This is a genomic window from Mycoplasma miroungigenitalium, from assembly GCF_013008635.1.
Lineage (GTDB): Bacteria > Bacillota_I > Bacilli_A > Mycoplasmatales > Metamycoplasmataceae > Mycoplasmopsis > Mycoplasmopsis miroungigenitalium.
In genome coordinates this window covers 159,399-182,461 of the sequence record NZ_CP053096.1, presented here as the reverse complement: position 1 = coordinate 182,461, position 23,063 = coordinate 159,399, and the positions used below count along the sequence as shown (strand labels likewise).

18 protein-coding genes, 9 tRNA genes and 2 rRNA genes are annotated in these 23,063 nt (G+C 32.8%); 24 read left to right on the top strand and 5 right to left on the bottom strand.

Annotated features, from left to right (window positions below; genetic code table 4):
* Positions 1-51: 51 nt before the first annotated feature.
* Together HLA87_RS03635 and HLA87_RS00860 are read right to left on the bottom strand one after the other, a co-directional pair.
* Entirely contained in the window at positions 52-183 is a 132-nt protein-coding gene (locus HLA87_RS03635; protein ID WP_272869875.1) for a hypothetical protein, read from the bottom strand.
* Positions 152-1,396 (bottom strand): endonuclease, encoded by a 1,245-nt coding sequence (locus tag HLA87_RS00860; RefSeq protein WP_171110995.1) that lies wholly within the window; start codon positions 1,394-1,396, stop codon positions 152-154. The genes HLA87_RS03635 and HLA87_RS00860 overlap by 32 nt, the downstream gene beginning before the upstream one ends.
* Between HLA87_RS00860 and HLA87_RS00855 the strand changes: the two genes are divergently transcribed.
* Positions 1,380-1,664 carry a hypothetical protein gene (locus HLA87_RS00855; protein ID WP_171110993.1) on the top strand — a complete coding sequence of 95 codons (285 nt, stop codon included), beginning with the start codon at positions 1,380-1,382 and terminating at the stop codon, positions 1,662-1,664. The two genes, HLA87_RS00860 and HLA87_RS00855, sit on opposite strands and share 17 nt — an antisense overlap.
* Before the next feature lie 203 nt (positions 1,665-1,867).
* Here the strand turns inward: HLA87_RS00855 and HLA87_RS03550 are convergent, their stop codons facing one another.
* The gene (locus HLA87_RS03550; protein WP_237022758.1) at positions 1,868-2,356 is read right to left on the bottom strand and encodes an endonuclease; all 489 of its coding nucleotides are present in this window, start codon (positions 2,354-2,356) and stop codon (positions 1,868-1,870) included.
* Positions 2,353-3,294 (bottom strand): endonuclease, encoded by a 942-nt coding sequence (locus tag HLA87_RS00845; protein ID WP_171110989.1) that lies wholly within the window; start codon positions 3,292-3,294, stop codon positions 2,353-2,355. The genes HLA87_RS03550 and HLA87_RS00845 overlap by 4 nt, the downstream gene beginning before the upstream one ends.
* Before the next feature lie 460 nt (positions 3,295-3,754).
* Here HLA87_RS00845 and tpx point away from each other — a divergent pair, with 460 nt between their 5' ends.
* The 4 genes from tpx to HLA87_RS00825 all read left to right on the top strand — a co-directional run bounded on the left by tpx (position 3,755) and on the right by HLA87_RS00825 (position 10,955).
* Positions 3,755-4,240: a thiol peroxidase gene (tpx, locus tag HLA87_RS00840; RefSeq protein WP_171110986.1), complete on the top strand. Its 486-nt coding sequence runs from the start codon at positions 3,755-3,757 to the stop codon at positions 4,238-4,240.
* 408 nt (positions 4,241-4,648) lie between these two features.
* Positions 4,649-6,161 (top strand): 16S ribosomal RNA (locus tag HLA87_RS00835).
* A 325-nt stretch (positions 6,162-6,486) separates the two neighbouring features.
* A 23S ribosomal RNA gene (locus HLA87_RS00830) occupies positions 6,487-9,369 on the top strand.
* The 16S and 23S rRNA genes sit together here, the layout of an rRNA operon.
* A gap of 533 nt (positions 9,370-9,902) precedes the next feature.
* Entirely contained in the window at positions 9,903-10,955 is a 1,053-nt protein-coding gene (locus HLA87_RS00825; RefSeq protein WP_272869874.1) for a zinc-dependent alcohol dehydrogenase family protein, read from the top strand.
* A gap of 214 nt (positions 10,956-11,169) precedes the next feature.
* On the opposite strand, the gene HLA87_RS00820 is transcribed toward HLA87_RS00825, so the two are convergent.
* The gene (locus HLA87_RS00820) at positions 11,170-11,520 is read right to left on the bottom strand and encodes a MazG nucleotide pyrophosphohydrolase domain-containing protein (protein WP_171110984.1); all 351 of its coding nucleotides are present in this window, start codon (positions 11,518-11,520) and stop codon (positions 11,170-11,172) included.
* 111 nt (positions 11,521-11,631) lie between these two features.
* On the opposite strand from HLA87_RS00820, the gene HLA87_RS00815 reads away from it, so the two are divergent.
* The 19 genes from HLA87_RS00815 to ruvB all read left to right on the top strand — a co-directional run bounded on the left by HLA87_RS00815 (position 11,632) and on the right by ruvB (position 22,948).
* Positions 11,632-11,705 (top strand) — tRNA-Gly (locus tag HLA87_RS00815).
* A 72-nt stretch (positions 11,706-11,777) separates the two neighbouring features.
* Complete coding sequence (mnmE, locus tag HLA87_RS00810; RefSeq protein WP_171110982.1) at positions 11,778-13,115, top strand: tRNA uridine-5-carboxymethylaminomethyl(34) synthesis GTPase MnmE; 1,338 nt, start codon at positions 11,778-11,780, stop codon at positions 13,113-13,115.
* A gap of 8 nt (positions 13,116-13,123) precedes the next feature.
* Positions 13,124-13,891, top strand: a complete 768-nt coding sequence (locus HLA87_RS00805; protein WP_171110980.1) for a TatD family hydrolase — start codon at positions 13,124-13,126, stop codon at positions 13,889-13,891.
* On the top strand, positions 13,878-14,657 hold the full coding sequence (gene rsmA / locus HLA87_RS00800) for a 16S rRNA (adenine(1518)-N(6)/adenine(1519)-N(6))-dimethyltransferase RsmA (RefSeq protein ID WP_171110979.1): 780 nt from the start codon (positions 13,878-13,880) through the stop codon (positions 14,655-14,657). Before HLA87_RS00805 ends, rsmA begins: the two co-directional genes overlap by 14 nt.
* Positions 14,658-15,038 (top strand): hypothetical protein, encoded by a 381-nt coding sequence (locus HLA87_RS00795; RefSeq protein ID WP_171110977.1) that lies wholly within the window; start codon positions 14,658-14,660, stop codon positions 15,036-15,038.
* Between the two features lie 41 nt (positions 15,039-15,079).
* A complete protein-coding gene (locus HLA87_RS00790; RefSeq protein ID WP_171110975.1) occupies positions 15,080-16,072 on the top strand; it encodes an NAD(P)H-dependent glycerol-3-phosphate dehydrogenase in 993 nt (330 codons plus the stop codon).
* A gap of 237 nt (positions 16,073-16,309) precedes the next feature.
* The gene (locus HLA87_RS00785) at positions 16,310-17,203 is read left to right on the top strand and encodes an MAG4940 family membrane protein (protein WP_171110973.1); all 894 of its coding nucleotides are present in this window, start codon (positions 16,310-16,312) and stop codon (positions 17,201-17,203) included.
* An 8-nt stretch (positions 17,204-17,211) separates the two neighbouring features.
* On the top strand, positions 17,212-19,350 hold the full coding sequence (locus HLA87_RS00780; protein WP_171110971.1) for an MSC_0775 family lipoprotein: 2,139 nt from the start codon (positions 17,212-17,214) through the stop codon (positions 19,348-19,350).
* A 144-nt stretch (positions 19,351-19,494) separates the two neighbouring features.
* Positions 19,495-19,569 (top strand) — tRNA-Cys (locus HLA87_RS00775).
* A 6-nt stretch (positions 19,570-19,575) separates the two neighbouring features.
* Positions 19,576-19,652, top strand: a tRNA-Arg gene (locus tag HLA87_RS00770).
* 149 nt (positions 19,653-19,801) lie between these two features.
* A tRNA-Gly gene (locus HLA87_RS00765) sits at positions 19,802-19,875 on the top strand.
* A gap of 126 nt (positions 19,876-20,001) precedes the next feature.
* Positions 20,002-20,076, top strand: a tRNA-Asn gene (locus HLA87_RS00760).
* A 4-nt stretch (positions 20,077-20,080) separates the two neighbouring features.
* A tRNA-Glu gene (locus tag HLA87_RS00755) sits at positions 20,081-20,156 on the top strand.
* A gap of 3 nt (positions 20,157-20,159) precedes the next feature.
* A tRNA-Val gene (locus HLA87_RS00750) sits at positions 20,160-20,235 on the top strand.
* Positions 20,236-20,329: 94 nt separating this feature from the next.
* Positions 20,330-20,770, top strand: a complete 441-nt coding sequence (locus HLA87_RS00745) for a carboxymuconolactone decarboxylase family protein (RefSeq protein WP_171110969.1) — start codon at positions 20,330-20,332, stop codon at positions 20,768-20,770.
* A 134-nt stretch (positions 20,771-20,904) separates the two neighbouring features.
* A tRNA-Thr gene (locus tag HLA87_RS00740) sits at positions 20,905-20,980 on the top strand.
* A 4-nt stretch (positions 20,981-20,984) separates the two neighbouring features.
* Positions 20,985-21,069: transfer RNA gene (locus HLA87_RS00735), tRNA-Leu, on the top strand.
* A 339-nt stretch (positions 21,070-21,408) separates the two neighbouring features.
* Positions 21,409-22,020, top strand: coding sequence for a Holliday junction branch migration protein RuvA (gene ruvA / locus HLA87_RS00730; protein ID WP_171110968.1), 612 nt, complete (start codon positions 21,409-21,411; stop codon positions 22,018-22,020).
* A complete protein-coding gene (gene ruvB, locus HLA87_RS00725) occupies positions 21,992-22,948 on the top strand; it encodes a Holliday junction branch migration DNA helicase RuvB (RefSeq protein ID WP_171110966.1) in 957 nt (318 codons plus the stop codon). The genes ruvA and ruvB overlap by 29 nt, the downstream gene beginning before the upstream one ends.
* Positions 22,949-23,063: the final 115 nt, after the last annotated feature.

Below are 23,063 nucleotides of genomic sequence, written 5' to 3'. Positions count from 1 at the left end.
AAAATTATCATTTTTTGAGTAAAAAATAAAAAAATAAGCTCGCGCTTATTTCTAGAATGCTAACTCTTTAGCAACACCTTTATCGTGAAACACATATTCTGTATCATTTCTAAATACTACATCAACTAATTCAGGATAATCAATAAATGGGTTACGGTTTTTTTTGGTGTTTGTAAATTCCATTATTTCTATCTAAATCAAACTGAGTGATTGAATCTCTGTAGTGTCATTCCAATAATTCATTTAAAAAGTTAACTTTAATCTTATTATCATTTGAACTATCAATTATTCTACTTGCAACACCTTTTTTGGTTAAATTTTTATCATTATATGTTAGGTAGAAATATAGAATGGCACGTGATACATCGCCTTTGAATTCATTAATTACTTCAGTTACATCTCCACCATCAACACCAGTTCCAACTTTTGTCCCATTAATTGATGTTCAACCGCTTTTTACATTCCCATATGGCAAATTACTGTGTTTACCATTTACGTGAATATCGGTCGGTCAAACGTGGTGAGCGTCATTTCTCATTGGAGAATCTTTACCAAATCAAGATTGAGGAATAATATGTTCACGGTTTCATCCGACACCTTCCGAGCCAGCAGAAGATCCATTGTCGTTAAATGAATAAGAATAGTTATCTTTCCCGTTCGGAATTTCTTCATACATGTCAAGTAAAGAACCATCTTTTTCATAATATTTATCAACAAACGCATCGCGATATGTTCTATACAAATCTCCATATCCACCTGTCGAACTGCGGTGTTGACGTTGTAGTTGCATTAAAGCGTCAATTAGTTCTTGGCCACTTTTGCCCTCTAAAGAGCTATAAAATTTGTTATTTGAATCATATTTAATTGCTGTTGCTTTAGTGATTGATGGAGCAACCAAATCAGGATATTGATCACTGAATTTACCAACAACTTTAATATCAGTTAATTTTTCATTTAAAGAACTATTATTTGATTCTCCGTTTTTAGAAATATTAACATTAGTTTGAGGTGTGTTGTTATCCTGTAAAGCCCCGTCTTTTATTTTGAATTTTGTTTCATAACTATTTTCAGAAATAAGACTCGGTGCGTTTTTGCCTTTATAATATCTTGCTTTATATTTTAAAGTCAATACGTTTCCGTCAATATTAAATGCGATTTCATCGCTGGGGTTTTCTTCGGTGCTATTAATGCTACAAAATTGAAAACTTGAATTTGAAGGATTTTGTTTTAAAACAAAAAGTTTTTTGGCTTGATTTCATTCTGAACCACCTTTTGGTCGCTCGGGTGAAACAATTATTGCTTTAGATGAGTATGAATAAAATAATTTTGACCCTTGTATTTCCTTAAGTATATCTATATCTAATGATTCTAATTTAAAGATGTTATCGGCGTTCATTGCTCAATTAGCAAATTCGGAATCAAGTTTACTTAACTTAACTTCATATTTATTTGTTTCGGCATCAGTATCTGTTTTTGAGTTTGTATTAACTGAAGTACCGGTTTGAGAATCGGTTTTAGTATTTGACTCTGTATTTACTGAAGCATTTTTTGAACTTTCATTTTCGATAACAGGTATTTCATTATTTTTTTATTTTGTTTTTGGCAAGCTGCAGATACAACTGTTAGAGCAGTCGACGAAAAACCTATTAGTGGTAATAGTATAAATTTGTTTAAATTTTTCATATAATAATTTCCTTTATGCATTCGCATCAAAAAAATAAGGGGACTCAAACGAGATTTTATAAATATTTTGATATATTTTGCTCTTAAATTATACATTTATAGATTCACAAGATAGTATTTTTTAAGTATTCGGTTGATATTTTAGGAAATTTCCATATTTTTTCCATATTTTTACTTAATCGTGTTAAAAGACTAGTTTTTTGGCAAAACCTAGATTTTTAAAAACAAACTTTGTATCATTTTTAAAAACAACGTCAATTAGTTTTGGATAATCAATAAAAGGGTTGCGATTGTGTTGATGTTTATATATCCCATTATTTCGGTCTAAATCAAATTGGGTAATTGGGTCTGAATCACTTCATTCAAGATATTGTTTTAGGTAGTTAGGATTAATTGATTTATTTGTTCAAACTCTTCTAGAATCCTTAGTTTTGGTAATTTGTTTTTTTGGATAATTCTTATAAGTAATCCAAAAATACAAAATTGCTCTAGCAACATCGCCTTTAAATTCGTTAATTACTTCCATAACTCTCTCGTTATCTAAACCAACACCGATTTTAGTTCCATTTTTTGATTGTCTAAATATTTGTTTGACCTCACCAAAAGGATATGCAGCATGTAAACTATTGATTTTGGAGTCTGTTGGTCAAACGTGGTGAGCATCATTTTTTAATGGTTTGGCTTCGCTAAATCAAGATTGAGGAACAATATGTTCGCGGTTTCACCCAGACCCTTCCTGTTTATGATTACTTTTTTTCGTTCAAAGGAGTAAATAACATTGTCTTTTCCACTAGGTATTTCAGTATAAATATCTAATAATGAATTGTCTTTTTCGTAGTATTTGTCTACGAAGGCGTTTTTATAGGTTGTAAATAAAGCGTTATATCCTCCCGTACTTTCGGCATTTTGTTGTTGTAATTTTATTAAGGCATTAATTAATGATGTGCCACTTTTTCCATCCAGAGTTTGGTAGTAATTGTCGTACTCATAAATGATTTCTTTAGAATTGATAACTGATGGAGCTACTAGATTAGAATAAACACCATTGGTCTTTGAACTGCTTTCGTTAACTACTGTTATTGTTCCGATTTTTTTATCGCCTTCATTTTTATTAGTTTGATTATCTTTTTTATTGTTAACTTCGTTTGTTGTTTTATTATTTTTGTTGTCTTTTATGCCAAGCAGCGAATTATCAATTTTAAAACTTGTATGATAGGTTTGTTTAGAGATTAAACTATTTTTATGTTTGTAATATTGAGATTTGTAAAAGATAGTTAATTCTTTGTTGTTATATTCATAAGTTAATTCAATTGAAATATTTTTACTATTTGAATGTTGGTTGCATAAATTGTAATATTTCGGAGCTGGAGTTTTAAATGAAAACAATTTTGGTGATTTTTTTCAATCATTTTCACTTGAGGGTTTGGTTTGCGCAACGACAATTGATTGTGTTTTTCAAGAATAAAACAGCTTATTATTTGTCAAAACGTCAATAATATTATTATTTTGTAAACTAGGATCTATATCTAGCTTTAATGCATCATTAAGGTTTATTGTTCAATTGGCAAATTCTTTATTTTCACTAGCTAAATCCGGCTCATCATGAGACACATTTATTATATTTTCTTGGTTATCTTCATTGTCGATTTTGTTTGTGGACGCAGCATTTTCTTCATTAATTTTGTTTTCGTTTTTATTTGATATTAACTCTGTTTTGTCATTTTTAGTTGATGTTCCCAGTTTGCTTTGAGCAGTTTCATCGTTTTTTAATTTGACATTATTATTTTGATTTTTTTGAGATATATTGATATTTTTTGTTTCGGAACACGAAAAACTAATTAACGACGTAACACTAATTGAGGCGATAGAGATTAATATTTATACATATTTTCCTTTTGTTGTTTCGCAACAAAGCATAAAAATTATATTTATTTAAGGTTTTTTATTTAATTTATAACCACATTTAGCTATTAAATTGGCTTATATAACTCTCTAAAACCGGAAATAATGCTTATTTATTTATAATCTCAGTTTTTGCTGTGTGTATAATAAGGAGAGAAATGGAGATAAAATGAAAGTAAATTTTAAATCAAAACTTGTTGAACTATTAGGCAAACAAATTAATGTGGGAGATAAATTTCCAACTTTTAAAGCTGTTAATTTAGATTTAAGCGACTTTAATTTTGAAGATTTACCAAAATCAAAAAAATTAGTTATTTCAATTCCTTCGATTGATACTGGTGTTTGTGAAATGGAAACTACAAAGTTCATGAATTATTTTAAAAATTTAGAATACCCTGTGTTGGCAATTTCTTGCGACTTACCTTTTGCTTTTGATCGTTGATGTGTTGCTCATGATAATAAAAAAGTTATTCCCCTTAGCGAATTTAGATATAACGATTTCGGCCTTAAAACTGGAACAAAATTAGACGAAGTTGGTTTATTGACCAGAGCCGTATTTGTTTTAGATGAAAATAACAAAGTGTTACATGTTGAGTATGTTAAAGAAGTAAGTACTGAACCCAATTACGAAAAAGTTTATGAATTTTTTAAATAGTTTAACGCTTAATTTTTAATCAGCGCTTTTGCGCTTTTTTTATACGAATAATTAATTATTAACTTGGTGATAATTGAAATTATAAATTGGTCAAGCTTTTTAGATAACAAACACTAAATTATAATAAGGTACAATATCAAAATTAATATTAATATATATAAGATACAGACTCAAAGATCAAATTCGACTAAGTTTTATAAAAAAACATAAAAAAAATTTTGTAAAAATCTAAACTATATTAAAATAATAATCACTAGCATATGTTAGTGAAATTACCTAGCGAAAATAACCGAAAAAAAATTAAAAAAATATTTGGTTTTTATTCGAAAGCGTGATATTATTATTAAGCGTTTTATAAACAACGCATTGTTCTTTGAAAACTAGATATATAAACATGACGAAGTCAATTTTTTCGAGAGTTTGATCCTGGCTCAGGATGAACGCTGGCTGTGTGCCTAATACATGCATGTCGAGCGAAGTACTTCTGTACTTAGCGGCGAATGGGTGAGTAACACGTACTCAACGTACCCTTCAGATTGGGATAGCGGTTGGAAACAACCGATAATACCAAATACTTGTAATTATCGCATGATGATTACATAAAAGGCGCGTTTGCGCCACTGGAGGAGCGGGGTGCGTAACATTAGCTTGTTGGTGAGGTAACGGCCCACCAAGGCGATGATGTTTAGCGGGGTTGAGAGACTGAACCGCCACACTGGGACTGAGATACGGCCCAGACTCCTACGGGAGGCAGCAGTAGGGAATATTCCACAATGGACGAAAGTCTGATGGAGCGACACAGCGTGCAGGATGAAGGCCCCATGGGTTGTAAACTGCTGTGGTAAGGGAATAAAAAATAGCATAGGAAATGATGCTACATTGAATGTACCTTATTAGAAAGCAACGGCTAACTATGTGCCAGCAGCCGCGGTAATACATAGGTTGCAAGCGTTATCCGGAATTATTGGGCGTAAAGCGTCTGTAGGTTGTTTATTAAGTCTGGCGTTAAATTTTGGGGCTCAACCCCAAACCGCGTTGGATACTGGTAAACTAGAGTTATGTAGAGGTTAGCGGAATTCCTTGTGAAGCGGTGAAATGCGTAGATATAAGGAAGAACACCAACATGGCGAAGGCAGCTAACTGGACATACACTGACACTGAGAGACGAAAGCGTGGGGAGCAAACAGGATTAGATACCCTGGTAGTCCACGCCCTAAACGATGATCATTAGCTGATGGGGAACTCATCGGCGCAGCTAACGCATTAAATGATCCGCCTGAGTAGTACGTTCGCAAGAATAAAACTTAAAGGAATTGACGGGGACCCGCACAAGCGGTGGAGCATGTGGTTTAATTTGAAGATACGCGTAGAACCTTACCCACTCTTGACATCTTCCGCAAAGCTATAGAGATATAGTGGAGGTTAACGGAATGACAGATGGTGCATGGTTGTCGTCAGCTCGTGTCGTGAGATGTTCGGTTAAGTCCTGCAACGAGCGCAACCCCTATCCTTAGTTACTAACATTTAGTTGAGCACTCTAAGGAGACTGCCCGAGTAATCGGGAGGAAGGTGGGGACGACGTCAAATCATCATGCCTCTTACGAGTGGGGCAACACACGTGCTACAATGGCCGATACAAAGTGAAGCAACCCAGCGATGGTGAGCAAACCACAAAAAATCGGTCTCAGTTCGGATTGGAGTCTGCAACTCGACTCCATGAAGTCGGAATCGCTAGTAATCGTAGATCAGCTACGCTACGGTGAATACGTTCTCGGGTCTTGTACACACCGCCCGTCAAACCATGGGAGCTGGTAATGCCCGAAGTCGGTTTATTAACAAACTGCCTAAGGCAGGACTGGTGACTGGGGTTAAGTCGTAACAAGGTATCCCTACGAGAACGTGGGGATGGATCACCTCCTTTCTACGGAGTACAATGTCAAAAATACTTTTTTGACGAACTAACCTTAATCAGACCTATTTACACAAACATTTTTGTCATGGCTTGTTAGGTCGCAAGCATATATCTAGTTTTGAGAGGACAATCTCTCAAAATTGTTCTTTGAAAACTGAATAGTAAATATTTTAAAATATTACAACGACATCAAAAATATAAATTATATCAATTTTGGTTAATTTGTTTTGATTCATCGAGTAGTCATAAATATATTATGACTCATTGAAATGTCTTAAAATACACATCAATAACAACAATAGGAAATCCTAATTTTAATTAATTAGGGACATACTTTTAAATAAGTAAGAGTTTGTGGTGGATGCCTTGGGTCTGGAAGTCGATGAAGGACGTGATTACCTGCGATAAGCCTCGTGGAGCTGGATATGAGCTACGATACGGGGATTTCCGAATGGGGGAACCTAACTAGAGTAATGTCTAGTTGCCTTCTTCTGAATACATAGGAAGTCGAGCGAGACACCATGTGAACTGAAACATCTTAGTAGCATGAGGAACAGAAAATAAATAATGATTTCTTCAGTAGCGGCGAGCGAACGAGAAAGAGCCCAAACCACTTTATAGTGGGGTTGTAGGACGATCTACATAGAGTTACAAAACTTAATGATAGCAGAAGCACTTGGGAAGGTGCGGCATAGAGGGTGATACCCCCGTAAGCGAAATCGTTAAGTCTCTTGGTCGTATCCTGAGTAGGGCGGGGCACGTGAAACCCTGTCTGAATCTGCCGGGACCACCCGGTAAGGCTAAATACTAACCAGACACCGATAGTGAACTAGTACCGTGAGGGAAAGGTGAAAAGAACCCCGAGAGGGGAGTGAAATAGATTCTGAAACCACTTACTTACAATTAGTCAGAGCCCATTTAAGGGTGATGGCGTACATCTTGCAGTATGGACCGGCGAGTTATGTTATCATGCGAGGTTAAGCGGAAAAAAGCGGAGCCGTAGAGAAATCGAGTCTTAATAGGGCGAATTAGTATGATGGCATACACCCGAAACCAGGTGATCTATTCATGAGCAGGCTGAAGCTTGGGTAACACCAAGTGGAGGGCCGAACCGTAGTACGCTGAAAAGTGCCCGGATGACTTGTGAATAGCGGAGAAATTCCAATCGAACTTGGAGATAGCTGGTTCTCCTCGAAATAGCTTTAGGGCTAGCGTGTGATGTTAAATGATGGTGGTAAAGCACTGAATGTGGAATGGCCGCGCCTAGCGGTACTGACTATAATCAAACTCTGAATACCATCATGTATTATCATGCAGTCGGAACCGGGGTGCTAACGTCCCGGCTCGCGAGGGAAACAACCCAGATCGTCGGCTAAGGTCCCAAATTCATGTTAAGTGAGAAAGGTTGTGAGGTTTCATAAACAACTAGGAAGTTGGCTCAGAAGCAGCCATCTTTTAAAGAGTGCGTAATAGCTCACTAGTCAAGAGACCTTGCGCCAATAATTTAACGGGACTAAAACATGAAACCGAAGCCACGGGTACATTTATGTACGTTAGAGGAGCGTTCTTAGGGCGGTGAAGCTAGACCGTGAGGACTAGTGGAGCGCTAAGAAGTGAGAATGCCGGTATGAGTAACGATTCGCAGTGAGAATCTGCGACGCCTATTGGGGAAGGTTTCCTGGGCAAGGTTCGTCCACCCAGGGTAAGTCAGGGCCTAAGGCGAGGCGGAAACGCGTAGTCGATGGACAACAGGTTAATATTCCTGTACTTTCTATGGTAGTGATGGAGTGACGGAGAAGGATAAACTTACCTCTTACTGGATTGAGGGGCAAGTAGTAACTGGGAATTGTAGGCAAATCCGCAATTTATTAACCGGGAGCTGCGACGCATAGGCAATAGCCGAATTAGTTGATTTCATGCTTCCAAGAAAAGCTTCTAAACTTAATATCATGGAAACCTGTACCGAGAACGGACACACGTCCCCAAGATGAGTATTCTAAGGCGAGCGAGAAAACTAGTGTTAAGGAACTCTGCAAAATGACCCCGTAAGTTCGCAAGAAGGGGTGCTCACGAAAGTGAGCCACAGAAAATTATGAGGGGCAACTGTTTATCAAAAACACAGCTCTCTGCTAAACCGCAAGGTGATGTATAGGGGGTGAAGCCTGCCCAGTGCCCGAAGGTTAAGTGGATGCGTTAGCTTATGCGAAGCGTTGAAATGAAGCCCGGGTGAACGGCGGCCGTAACTATAACGGTCCTAAGGTAGCGAAATTCCTTGTCGGCTAAATACTGACCTGCACGAAAGGCGCAATGATCTCTCAACTGTCTCAACACTAGACTCGGTGAAATTATGGTCCCAGTGAAAACGCTGGGTACCCGCATCAAGACGAAAAGACCCCATGGAGCTTTACTACAACTTCGTATTGAAATTTGGTCTAACATGTGTAGGATAGGTGGGAGACGTTGAAGCTAGAACGCCAGTTCTAGTGGAGTCAACCTTGAAATACCACCCTTGTTATATTGAGTTTCTAACTTGCCATCATAATCGGGTGGGAGGACAGTGCGTGGCGGGTAGTTTGACTGGGGCGGTCGCCTCCTAAAGAGTAACGGAGGCGTTCAAAGGTACACTCAATACGGTCAGAAACCGTATGCAGAGCGCAAAGGTAGAAGTGTGCTTGACTGTGAGACTTACAAGTCGAGCAGGTGCGAAAGCAGGACTTAGTGATCCGGCTGTACATTGTGGAATGGCAGTCGCTCAACGGATAAAAGTTACCCTGGGGATAACAGGCTTATCTTGCCCAAGAGATCACATCGACGGCAAGGTTTGGCACCTCGATGTCGGCTCATCGCATCCTGGAGCTGGAGTCGGTTCCAAGGGTTGGGCTGTTCGCCCATTAAAGCGGTACGCGAGCTGGGTTCAGAACGTCGTGAGACAGTTCGGTCCCTATCTGATGTGGGCGTTGGAATATTGATGAGAGCCGTTTTTAGTACGAGAGGACCGAAACGGACGTACCACTGGTGTTCCAGTTGTTCCGCCAGGAGCATAGCTGGGTAGCTAAGTACGGAAAGGATAACCGCTGAAAGCATCTAAGTGGGAAGCCTCCTCAGAGATTAGTATTCCCTTGAGATTCCTTGTAGACTACGAGGTTGATAGGCTGGATGTGTAAGCATAGCGATATGTTGAGCTGACCAGTACTAATAAATCAATAGGTTTAAAAGTAATGTGTATTTTATACATTTCAATGAGTTTTAAATTACTATTCAGTTTTCAGAGAATAATGCTCCGGATGGAGTTTTTTTATTGCTTTTTTTGTAAAAAACGATCAAAGAAACAATAAAAATAACCTATTAAATTTGATTATTTAAATTTAACAAAAAATGAGTATTTATGGGATAATGTGGAAAATTTGGAAATGATTTCATAATCTCTAATTCAATATTTCTAAACAATATGTATGATGATTCATAAATAATTAAAAATATAAATAGTCTTAAAAACGATTAAAAATGCTGTTTTTTTAGCCCAAAATGTACGCTTTTAATAAAAATATACGTGTAGACTACACTATATATTTTTAAATGTTTGTTCCCAAAATATCTATATATAGTGGTTTTCGGTGTTCTAACTACAAGTACTAAAAACAAAAAATTTAAAAAAATATTTAATAGAGAATATAAATTTGATATATTAATATTAATATTGTGCCAAAAACGCAATATTATAAAAAATCACTTTATAGGAGAACAAAATTTATGAAAATGAAAGCATTAGTTTATCACGGAGATCACAAAATTTCTCTAGATCTAGTTGATAAACCAGTTATTCAAAAACCTACAGATGCAATTGTTAAAGTCACAAAAACAACAATCTGTGGTACTGACTTAGGTATTTACAAAGGTAAAAACCCTGAAGTAGCTTCAGGAAGAATTCTAGGACACGAAGGAATTGGTGTTGTAGAACAAGTTGGTGAAGGTGTTACAAACGTTAAAGTTGGAGATAAAGTTCTTATCTCTTGTGTTACACCTTGTGGCAAATGTGACAACTGTAGAAGACAACTTTACTCGCACTGTCGCGAAGATGAAGGTGGATGAAAATTTGGATACATGATTAACGGTACCCAAGCAGAATATGTACGTGTTCCATTTGCGGATAACAGTTTATACAAATACCCAGAAACAATTTCTGATAATGTAGCTGTTATGTTATCGGATGCACTTCCTACAGGACACGAAATTGGTGTTAAATATGGTAATGTTAAACCTGGAGATTCTATTGCCATTGTAGGTGCTGGTCCAGTTGGTATGGGTGTATTATTAACATCACAACTATACTCACCTGCTAACATCATTGTTATTGACCTAGATCCAAACAGATTGGAAATGGCTAAAAAATTAGGTGCAACCCACACAATAGTTCCATCAGCAAACCTTTTAGCAGATGTTCAAAAAATTGTAGGTGCAGACGGTGTTGATGTTGCTATCGAAGCTGTTGGTGTTCCACAAACATGACAAACATGTCAAGAAATTGTTAAAGCCGGAGGACACATTGCTATCGTTGGTGTTCACGGTAAAAAAGTTGATTTTGATGTTCAAAATCTATGAATTAAAAACTTGACAATTACAACCGGTTTAGTTAATACAAATACGACTCCATTATTAATTAATGGTGTGTCAACAGGTAAATTACCAGTCGAAAAACTAATTACTCACGAATTCAATTTAAGTGATATGATGAAAGCATACGAAACTTTCTTAAATGCTGCTGATACTAAAGCAATGAAATTGTTAATTGATGCAACTAAATAACAATCTTAAACAAGGGTATTATCCTTGTTTTATTTTTGCAAATCGACTGCAAAATAAGGTCATTTAAAGCACAATCAAAAAGTTTTAATAAAAAACCTTCTCTAATGTCGACTTAATGCGTTTAGACGTTTAAAATTATCTTTACAAGGGATAAAGATTTATTTTAGCAGGTAAGGAGTAAAAAAATAAAATCACCGCGTTAAATTTGGCGATTTTATTTATTTAATTCAATGTATTCTTTTAAGTTTGTTGTGTGATTATATTTTTTTGCCGCCTCAACATCTTTGTTTATAACTGATTTTGCCAAATCAATATTAGTATATGCAGCAATTGCAAAAATATAGTGTAGCATGTCCCCTAATTCAACAATTAATGATTCATCGCTCCCATCATTTTTTTTAGTGGCTTTTTTGTAATTGTTCTTGATATTAATAACTTCGGCGACTTCGCCGATTTCTTCGGTTAATTTAATAAACATCCTAAAAAGAAAATTAGGATCTTTGAATTTATCTTGATAATGTTGTTTTAAATAGTTTTGTAAATCTTTAAAATCTAAGTTTTCCATCTTACCTCGCTTTTAATTATTATATTCATTTAATATTTATTCCACCAAATGAAAAAAATATTTTTTTGTTTATTTCATTTTATTTTTCTATTATAATAAATAAGCAATTATGCGGATGTAGTTCAATGGTAGAACTCCAGCCTTCCAAGCTGATTATGCGGGTTCGATTCCCGTCATCCGCTCCATTTGTTTAAATAACACCGAAAGCAGTTATCTGCTTTTTTTATATAAACTAATAATAAGGTAAAATAGATAATATGATAAATGACACAATAGCAGCAATTTCTTCAGGCGGAAAAATAAATCAAGCCATCTCAATAATTAGAGTTAGCGGTAGTGAAAGTACTAAAATAGTCTCTAAAATTTTCACTGGAAAAATTGGGAAAAACCACACCATAACTTATGGAAATATTATTGATAACTTAAACGGTAACAAAATAGTAGATGAAGTATTAGTTATGTGGTTTATAGGAAAAAAAACGTTCACCGGTGAGGATACGGTTGAAATAAATTGTCACGGTGGTGTTGTAATAACTAACCGTATTTTGGAATTACTTTTAGCTAATGGGGCTCGATTAGCTACACCTGGTGAATTTAGTCGCAGAAGTTTTTTGAATGGCAAAATGGATTTAATCAAAGCAGAAGCAATAAATGATTTAATACATGCTCAATCCATGATTCAAACTGAATTAGCTGTTCAAAAATTTGATGGTCGTACAAGCAAATTAATTGAAGATTTGAGATCAAAATTAATGTATTTAATTGGAAAAATTGAAGTTAATATTGACTATCCTGAATATGATGATGTTGAGAAAATTCTTGATAACGGATTACTTAAAGAGTTATCAGATTTAAACATTAAAATGAATAATTTAGTTATTCAAAGTGAAAATTCTAGATTGCTTTTTGAAGGAATTAAGGTAGCAATAATCGGAAAACCTAATGTTGGAAAAAGTTCTTTATTAAATTGTTTGCTTGGTGAGGAAAAAGCTATTGTTACTGATGAAGCTGGTACTACTAGGGATTTGGTCGAAGCTTCTTGACAATATAAAGGTATGCTATTCAAACTTATTGATACCGCCGGAATCAGACGAGCAAGTGCTAAAGCTGAACAAATAGGAATAGAAAAGTCTTTTGAGCAAATAAAAAACGCAGATGTTGTTATTCATGTCTGTGATACACAACAACAAAATGACGAATTCGACACGAAAGTAATTGAGTTAAGTAAAAAATATAACAAAGAATTAATTACAGTTTGAAATAAAAAAGACTTAGCTGATGCGCCCAAAGGATTCATTTCTATAAGCGCTCAAAACAATGATCTTGATAGCCTATTAGAAACATTGGTCAATAAATTCAAAACAATGAATATTAATGATATTGATTTTGTAACAAATGCTCGCCAACTTGCTTTAATTAAAAAAGCTAACAGCAATATCGAATCTGCTATTAATTCATTAAATATGGGTCTATATTCTGACTTGGTTATTATAGATATTACAGAGGCTTGAAAAAATTTAACGGATATTACTGGTAGAGCAGATAATGAGGAATTATTAGATGATATGTTTAAAAACTTTTGTCTAGGGAAGTAGAGGTAAACATGGCTATAAAATTTGTTGATGCACATACGCATCCGCTGAAAGAATATTATAAAAATACTGACGAGACAATTATGAACGCTTTTAATGAGGGTGTTGAAATTATGATGGTCACTGGTTGCAGTCTTGATGAAAATAACGAGGTAATCGCCACCTGTAAAAAATATGATTTCACTTATCCTGTAATCGGTATTCATCCGAATCATGCCACTGGTGATATTGATGGGTTAAACCTTGAAAAACAAATAACTAGTGATGTTAAAGCTATTGGAGAAATTGGTTTGGATTTCTTCTGGGATTTAGTCCCCAAAGAAATTCAAATTTCATCTTTGCACTCACAAATAAAAGTTGCTCAAAAATATAACTTACCCGTTGTTATTCATATGCGTGATTCATATGAAGAATTGTATGAAATATTGAAACAGTATCAAGAAGTTAAATTTATGATACACACGTTTAGCGGAGATATTTACTGAGCTAAAAAATTTTCCGAATTTAATACATATTTCAGTATAAGCGGTGTTTCCACTTATAAAAACGCTCAAAAAACTATTGAAGTTGTTGATTGGCTTCCACTCGATAGAATATTAACCGAAACCGATGCTCCGTATCTTTCTCCTGCGAATAAGAGAGGGACTGACAATGTTTCCGAAAATGTAATCTATACAACTATGTTTTTAGCCGGAATTAAAAAAATGGCTCCCGAAAAATTTTCTAAACAAGTTGTTAAAAATGCAAAGGAGTTTTTTAATTTAAATGTCAAAAGGTAAAAGTATAGTAGCAAAAAAGAAATTTGGACAGAATTTTTTGAATGATATAAACATAATTAAAAAAATTATTGAAGTAATAAAACCGCAGGGCAAAAAAATTATCGAAATTGGTCCGGGTTTAGGAGCATTAACCGGAGAACTAAATAAGAAGGCAGATAAATTAATTGCATTCGAAATTGATGAAGATATGATTAATCACTTGCTTAAAAATTCTATTTTGTCTGAAAATCAAATTATTAAAGGGGATTTTCTTGATGCGGACTTAAGTCTTTATAATGGTTTCGAAATTGTTGGTAATATTCCTTATTACATTACTAGTGAAATAATTTTTAAAATAATTGAAAACCGAAGTAACTTCAAAAGAGCAACTTTAATGGTTCAAAATGAAGTTGCAGACAGGTTAGTGGCGAAAATGAATACAGCAGATTATTCAAAATTAACAATAACTGTTCAGTATGTTGCTGATGTAAAAAAAGAATTATTCGTTAAAAAAACATTATTTACACCAAGCCCCAAGGTTGATTCAGCAATTGTTACTTTAGAATTTAAGGACAAAAATAATTTAAAATTCGGTAAGCTTAAGGATTTCTTTAAATTATGTTTTCTTTCAAGAAGAAAAAAATTGTCATGAAGCCTGAAAACAAAATACAGCGATAAAAAAATAAAAGAGGCATACAAAAATCTTAATTTAGGTGAATTTACTAGAATTCAAGAATTAGACTTATTTGAAATTGAAAAATTATATGATGAATTGGAGAGTGAATAAATGAGCATATGTGAATTTGATTATAAAAATGATTTAGAAACATTTCAAACTAACCCTGAAATTATCGAATCTAGAGTTAAAAGTTACTCTAAAATGACCGAATTTTTATTTTTAATATCAATAGTAATACATATTGGTACTGCTGTGTTATTCTTCTTTTTAGGGTGAACTGAAACATGACATAAAGTTTTACTAAGTTTTTCAGTTATTATCACCGCAGCCTTATACATTTTCAGTTTTATTAAACTTATAGGACTATTCAGTTTCAAAAAAACATTCAAGATTGCAGCACAAGGTTCAGAGACTAAAAAAGCTTACAAGAACTATAAAATATATAAATTTTGTAAATTTGATTGAACTTGCTATAAGAAAATCAATTAAATTTGTTAAAATTTATAATTACAGAAAGACATGGTGATATTATGCAAAAAATAACATTTATAGGTTCTGGGGCCTGAGCCTCTGGTTTAGCCACAGTTCTATCAAAAAACAATAAAAAAGTAACATTATGAGGTATTGATCAGCAAGAAATTAGTGATATAAATAATGGGATGAATACAAGATATTTTGGAGAAACAAAATTTAATAATCCCCAAAATGTTAGAGCGACAGCGGATTTGGTCGAGGCTCTCGAAGATTTTGATTTATTAGTTCTTGCCGTTCCTACAACCGTTATCGTTTCGGTTTTAAACAATATTAAAAAAATAATCGGAGATAAAAAAATTAATGTTATAAATGTTGCCAAAGGTATCGATGGTGTGTCAAAACAATTTTTTTCTAAGGTAATTTCTGATGTATTAGGTAAGAATTTATTAAACATTTGTTCATTAATCGGACCTTCATTTGCAACAGAAGTATTTCAAAACAATTTGACTATTATTAACGCCGTAGGAAAGAATGAAACGTTTTTATCAGAAATAGCAGATTTGTTTAATAACGACACTTTTAAAATAGTCATAAATTTAGATGAAAAAGGTAGTGAAGTGTATTCAGCTTTAAAAAATGTATTAGCCATCGGTATTGGCATTTCATCAGGTTTGTATTCAGCTAAAAATTTAGCCCCTGCATTAATATCTATTGGTTTAAAAGAGGTATCGGTTATCGCTAAAAAACTATATCCCAATTCGAACCCGTTATCAGGCTATGAATTAGCAGCGATTGGAGATATAGTTCTAACATGTTTGAACACGACGAGCCGTAATTTTAGTTTTGGAATTGAGATTGCCAAAAACGGTTTGCTTTCAGCTTTAAATAGTAATACAAAAACAGTTGAAGGTTATAACACTGCTAAAATTTTAAATCAGATTTTAGATGAAAATAATGATATACATGTCCCTTTTATTCAAAGTATTGTTGATGTTTTAACAGGTAAACAAGACCACCACAACTTACTGGATTTTATTGATAAATTATAATTTTTATTAAAAAATGCCGTATTTCAAGGCCTATTTTTTTATAAATATGAAATTATTTTCATTTTTATAAAATAATTACGAATTTACTCATTTTATAATTGCTTACGTAAAAAAACGCTTTTAAAATTTTATTTAAAAAACGTAATTTTATGTGCAATTTTTTTATTTCACTTTTTAGGGTATTTTTTGCGACCTTTTCCACTATATAATAAGTGAATAATTAAAGAAAGGAAACTTATGACCCCCAAACAACTTTTATCAACTAACTGAAGTTCCACAGGATTCTTATATGAATTTCTAGCTACATTCACTTTAGTGTTTTTCACTTTGATTTGAATGTTTATTGCGAAATTAACTAAAAAAGATAAAAATAAAGTTTATATGTCTTTTGGACTAACGTTTGTCACATTTTTAATGTTTGTTATTCCTTGATCATGAAGTCATTTCTTGTCTTCTAAATCATCAATGCCTTTAGCAAACCCATTAATAGTTGTATTGCAAGCAATGCTGCAAGGAATCGATATTAAAAACCATAGCATTTCCCCGATATTTTCAGGGGTATCCTATTTGATAGGAGCTCAAATTATAGGAGGTGTTTGCGCATTTGTTCTATTTACTCCGCTGCACTTCTTGATGAAGAATTATTTTATAAAGCATCATAGTGAATATGATGCAAAGAATATTTTGTTGCTAAGAATATTTCAAAACAACGAAGATTGTAATTCTAACGTTTTTAAATTTACAATAAAAGAATTTATCTTCATTTCGTTATTCGTTACTACTGTTCCATTATTAGGTTATATAAGTCAAGTTAATTTTGGAACAAATGGTTATGACAGAATGATTATAACTATATTAGTAATTTGATTTACACTGTATTTATCAGCGTTTTTTGGATTTTATGGATTTCATTTATATTTTTCATTTATGAATTTAATTACGTCCGTAATTTTAACTATTATAGTAGTACTAAAAAATCGTAATGACCAAAAAAGAGAATCGATGTTTTTATTAAAACGAAGTTCAATCAATTTCTCTATTATATTAATTTTTACATTCGCTATACCGATTATTTTTTCCTTAATTATTTTTGGTATAACAAATATATCTAGTTCAACATTGAATTTTTAAAGGAAAATATGAAAAAAAATAAAATACTCAAATTATTGCCAGTGCTTTCGGCATCGGTTTTAATGACTGCATCTTGCACATTGCAAAATTCAAATAACAAAAATAAAAACAGTATTACCGCAGATAATGAGCTTAATACTATAAAAATTAATAATTATCTGAGGTATAACGATATTTCACATAGAGTCTTTAAGTTTAAAAACCATAAGACAAAGTTATCTGATATAGAATTCTCTGATATTTCTAGAAACAACTACATTCCAAATAAATTGTATTTTGATTTCGACGAATTCAAACAAATTCTTATTGACGAAGTAAAATTGGATAAGTCTTTTACAGACAGTCTTAAATGAAAATATGATTTCCATAACATTCAACCTGATCCGGCAAATATTAATGATTTATTAATGCCAATAAAACTAATTACACCGATTGATAAATCAGTAGCATTTCAAGGTTTATTTGTTGAAAACACATTAAATTTGAAACTTAAAGGGTTGAAGTTAAAATCTAGTGATAAAAAATCAGTAGAACTAATTAATTCTATTATTGAAAAACTACAGGCCAAAAATGACCTTTTCACAGTTGAAATTAACAGTTCGAATTTAACTAAAAAAACACAATTATTAAATAAGTGGGAAATATCAAATTTTTCTACTAAACAACTAAATGATATATTTAATGTTAAGCTTTCTAAAGAGATAGATTTTGTAGATAACACTCATAAATTAGATTATTTTGTTAAAAATATAGATTTTACCCACTTTGAAGATTTAGATAAAATTAATGTAACCATTAGAGTTGTTGTAAGCGAATTAAACAAATCAAAACCAAACAATATAGGCTTTGACATAGAAAAGGGTCTAGACCTAAATCAAAGTGTTAATGACAAAAAAATACAAGATGTGTTGATTAACCAATCGCTTTTAGCAAATTTACATTATTCAATTTTTGATTCTAATATTTATAATTCAGATTTTAATAATCTTAACAAAGATGATTTTGTCATCTCATCGTTGAACGATAATATTAGATACGAAATTATTGATTACAAGCCAGTTAACTTCAGAAACGGTTCATTGCATTTAAAAGCAAAAATTTCCGAACATGAATACGAACTAACCAAAAAAGTTGGTGTTGGTGAATTTACTAATCCATTCAAAAATGAGTTTGTTAAGGAAAATGTGAATGCATTTAACTTCATTATTGATAATTTAACTAAAGAAGACTTACCAAAGGTTAATTCTTCAATTTATAATATTTATTCAACAAAATTATTGTCGGGTGGATACGATTCGACAAGATCGGTGTACGCTTCAAGAATAGATACCCCTATATTCTTACATGTTGGGGAAGACTATTTAGCTCCAGAATATACGCCAATTATTGCTCCTTTTGACGCAGAAATTGTAGGGGTTTTTGCCAGATCGTTAAAAGATGGTCAAAAAGAAATTGCGAATGCTTCGGGAACAACATTGATGCTAAGAGTTGAAAAAAATAAATTATGCAATTATTCACCTAGAGAACTAGAAATTAATTTTGGTATCAATGATGAATCCGAATTAGAAAATGGATATATTTACATTGGATTTATACATTTGGATGCGGGCTTGACTATGAATAATTCAGATTTGGGTTGAACAAGTTCCAAAGTCTCTCTAACAAAAGATGGTAAAAATGATTTTGATATTGTTGAAGGGGTCTACCCTGACACGCCAAAAAAAGTTTCTAAAGGCGAAATTATAGGTTTTTTAGGAACGCCAGATACTAACGGTGGTTGAATGCCTCACGTACACATCACTGTTTACAATGATCAAGATAAATATTACAATGAAAATGGAATTGCATACAATATGATGCAAAGAAGCAATCGTGTGAATAGATATAAACCTAATTCGAATCCATTTTCATCAATAAGGGTGGATGGCGTTACGGCTAAACCGGCCGGAGCTGTTTACGAAACAGATGATTTAACTGCAAAACAAGATAAAACAAAAAAACTTGATGAAACACCTATTTGAATTTCCAATCCTATGCAACAGCAAGAACACCGTAACGGATTCGTTAATCCAAATGTGTTATTTAAAATAAGAGGTAATGAAAGTTTTTCATTTGATTTAGAAGATTATTTTAAATTGAATAAATAGCAACAGAAATGTTGCTTTTTATTATTTTAAATAGTTCAAAATACTATTAAAAAGGTTAAGAATATTTATTTTTAATTTTTTTCTAAATATGTATAATATTTTCAGCACTAATTAATAAGTTTGTTGTATAATGTTTTCGCATATGGCACCATAGCCAAATGGCCAAGGCATGAGTCTGCAAAACTTTGATTACCGGTTCGAATCCGGTTGGTGCCTCCATATTATGCGCCCGTAGCTCAACTGGACAGAGTGCTTGGTTACGGCCCAAGAGGTTGTGGGTTCAACTCCTGCCGGGCGCGCCATTTGTCATTAGACACCTCATCCGCGACGCGGATTTTTTTATAAAATTGCAGTTTTAGTCGCATATATAATAAGTAAAGGGATCGAAAATAATTTTTTTTAATTTTTTATTTTGTTTTTTGTATAAATATATTATTATTTTAATGCAATTGCAAACGTAATTTAATGGCAAAATTCTAGCTTGCCATGCTAGTAATGGGGGTTCGATTCCCCTCGTTTGCTCCATTTGCGAAAGCACCTAAGAAATAAAATTAATAATTTATTTCGATAAAGTCGAAAATATGTGAAAAAAAATAAAAAAATATTTTGCAAAAATTATTTTTAGTTATAATAATTAAGCATATTTTCAGTGCCGATTTAGCTCAGCGGTAGAGCAGCTGGCTGTTAACCAGTTGGTCGCAGGTTCGATCCCCGCAATCGGCGCCATTATGGTCTGTTGGTGAAGCGGTTAACACACATGGTTTTCATCCATGCATACACGGGTTCGATCCCCGTACAGACTGCCATTTGGAGAATTAGCTCAGTTGGGAGAGCGGCGCCCTTACAAGGCGTAGGTCATGGGTTCGAGCCCCTTATTCTCTACCATTTGTTTAAATACACCAAACTAGCCTTGCTAGTTTTTATTTTTTTATTTGCAATTTAAAGTTCTTGTGTAAAAATTGTTTATAGGAGAAAAAATATGACAAAAAGAGTAATTATCGCAAAAAATGACCCGAAATTATTAGAAGGTCTAAATGATGTTTCTGAATATTTAAAAACTAAAGGATTAGACTTAATTTTAGTTGAATTAATTAAAATTAGAACATCACAAATCAACAAATGTGCTTACTGTATTGAAGTACATACAAAAGTAGCTCTAGACGCAGGCGAAACGCCAAGAAGATTATATGCGCTTCCAGCGTGACAAGAATCGCCACTATTTAGTGATAAGGAAAAAGCGATTTTATCAATGACTGAAGAAATCGCGTATATTTCAAATCAAGGTCTTACAGATGTAACATATTCAAAACTATGAGAATATTTTACAGAAGATGAAATCGCTAGATTAATTATGGTTGCAATTTCTATGAATGCTTGAAATAGAGTTGCATTAAGTGCAAAATTAGAACATAAAAAATAATATTTTTGTCAACAATCATGTTGACTTTTTTATACAATTATTTAAAATAATAAAATACATTTAGCGTAATTAAAATAAATATTTTTTTTATTTGCAAAAACAAAAAAATGTATATAATGTATTTGCAAATATGCGCCGGCTTAGCTCAGTTGGTAGAGCAACTGACTTGTAATCAGTAGGTCGTAGGTTCGAGTCCTATAGCCGGCACCATTTTGCGCGAGTGGTGAAATTGGCAGACACGCTAGATTTAGGCTCTAGTGCTTCACGGCGTGAGGGTTCAAGTCCCTCCTCGCGCACCATATGTATTAGCACCAAATATCGCATCCGCGATATTTTTTTATTATCTATTTTAAAATATCCACCTAATTTTATAGTTATACCGCCATTCCTTAACTTCCTAATTTTATGTTGAATATGTCAATTGTGCAGTAATTTATCCACATAATATAAATGGAAAAAGTTGATAAAAATTAGTTATTAAAGCATTGTAATATGTAATTGTAAGAAAAAAGAAAGGAAAAAAATGGATAAAAAAATGGAATCTTTTTTGTTACAGTTAAGAATTTATGTCTTAACAAAATGATTTACTTATTATAAAAAAGATAAGTGAATCAATACCTAATTAAATAAGGAGATAAATGATTTTATATAGAATTGGGGAAGTAATCTATAAAAATAACTCAAACATTATTTTTGAATCTGGGGGAGTTGGTTACAGTTTGATAATGCCTCAACACGAAAGAATTGAACCAAAACAAAAAATTAAATTATATTTGTTTGAAATTAAAAATGATTACTATAATGCAACATACGCCTTTAAAGAATTTAAAGAAAGGTTATTATTTATTGATTTAATTTCGCTCAGTGGGGTGGGACCAAGAGTAGCTTTTAATATGTTGAATGTTGGATGAGAAAAAATTGCAAGTATGCTTGTGCTTGGCGACCTTGATGGATTAGTAAAAACTCCTTACCTAAATCCAAAGGTTGCCAGATTGGCTGTTGCAGAATTGAGTGATAAGTGATCTAAAATGATTAACAATAAAAAAGCTCAAGAAATTTCTAAAACTTCTAACGTGCTAGATGAAGCAAAAACAACATTAAAAACACTCGGATTTCAGCCAAAACAAATTGATCAAGCGCTTAATAATGTGCCTTTATCTAATGATGTTGAAGTTATTATTCAACAAGCAATGTATGAATTAACGGGAAAACAACTTGAAAATGAAGCCCCAACATTTACGACCCAGTAATTTTGTCGAATTCATAGGACAAACAAAATTAATTACCACCTTGAAAACTATGATTCAAGGTTCAAAACACAGAAATGAGCCTCTAGACCATATTCTTTTTTATGGTCCGCCGGGAACTGGTAAAACTACCTTGGCGACGATTATAGGTAATGAATTAAATGCTAAGGTTCATTACCTTCAAGGTTCATTATTAGAAAAAAAATCTGATATATTAAGCATTTTTGCCCATGTTAATTCTGGAGATATAGTTTTCATTGATGAAATTCACAGTATCAATAAAAATGTTGAAGAATTATTATATTCCGCTATGGAAGATTTTAAAATAGATATAATTATCGGACCAGAAGGTGATTCAAAAGTTATGCGCATGAACTTAAAACCGTTCACTTTGATTGGAGCGACGACAAAAATTAATTTATTGAGTCAACCCCTAAAAGACAGATTCGGATTTAAGGGTAGACTTAACCCATATAAAGATGAAGATATTTTACGAATACTACTGAATATCAGTAATAATTTTGATATTCAAACCGATGAAAAGTTATTACTGATTATTGCTCAACATTCAAAAGCAACACCAAGAGTTGCACTAAATTTATTGAAAAGAATTTATGATTTTGCAATAAAAAATAAGGAAAAAATTTTAACTACCAAAACCGTACGACAGACTTTCAAATATTTAGAATTATTTGAATTTGGTTTAGGGAGAGAGCATTTGGAATATCTGAGAGTTTTAAATGACGTATTTCCAGATTCATCCGCATCGCTTGATTCATTAGTTGGGATACTTAATTTTCAAAAGGAAAATATACTTTATGAGATTGAACCTTTATTGTTGTATTTTAAATTAATTGAAAAAAGTCCTAGGGGTAGAAAAATAACTCAAAAGGGTACACTATACGTTTTAAAAAATTATAGACAAGATTAATAGAGTAATAGTTACTCTATTTTTTTTCTTTATTTATTTATCGCAAAATTAAATAAATCATTATCAATAATTAATCCTGAAAATTATAAAAAAAGTTAAATATTAAGATTTAAAT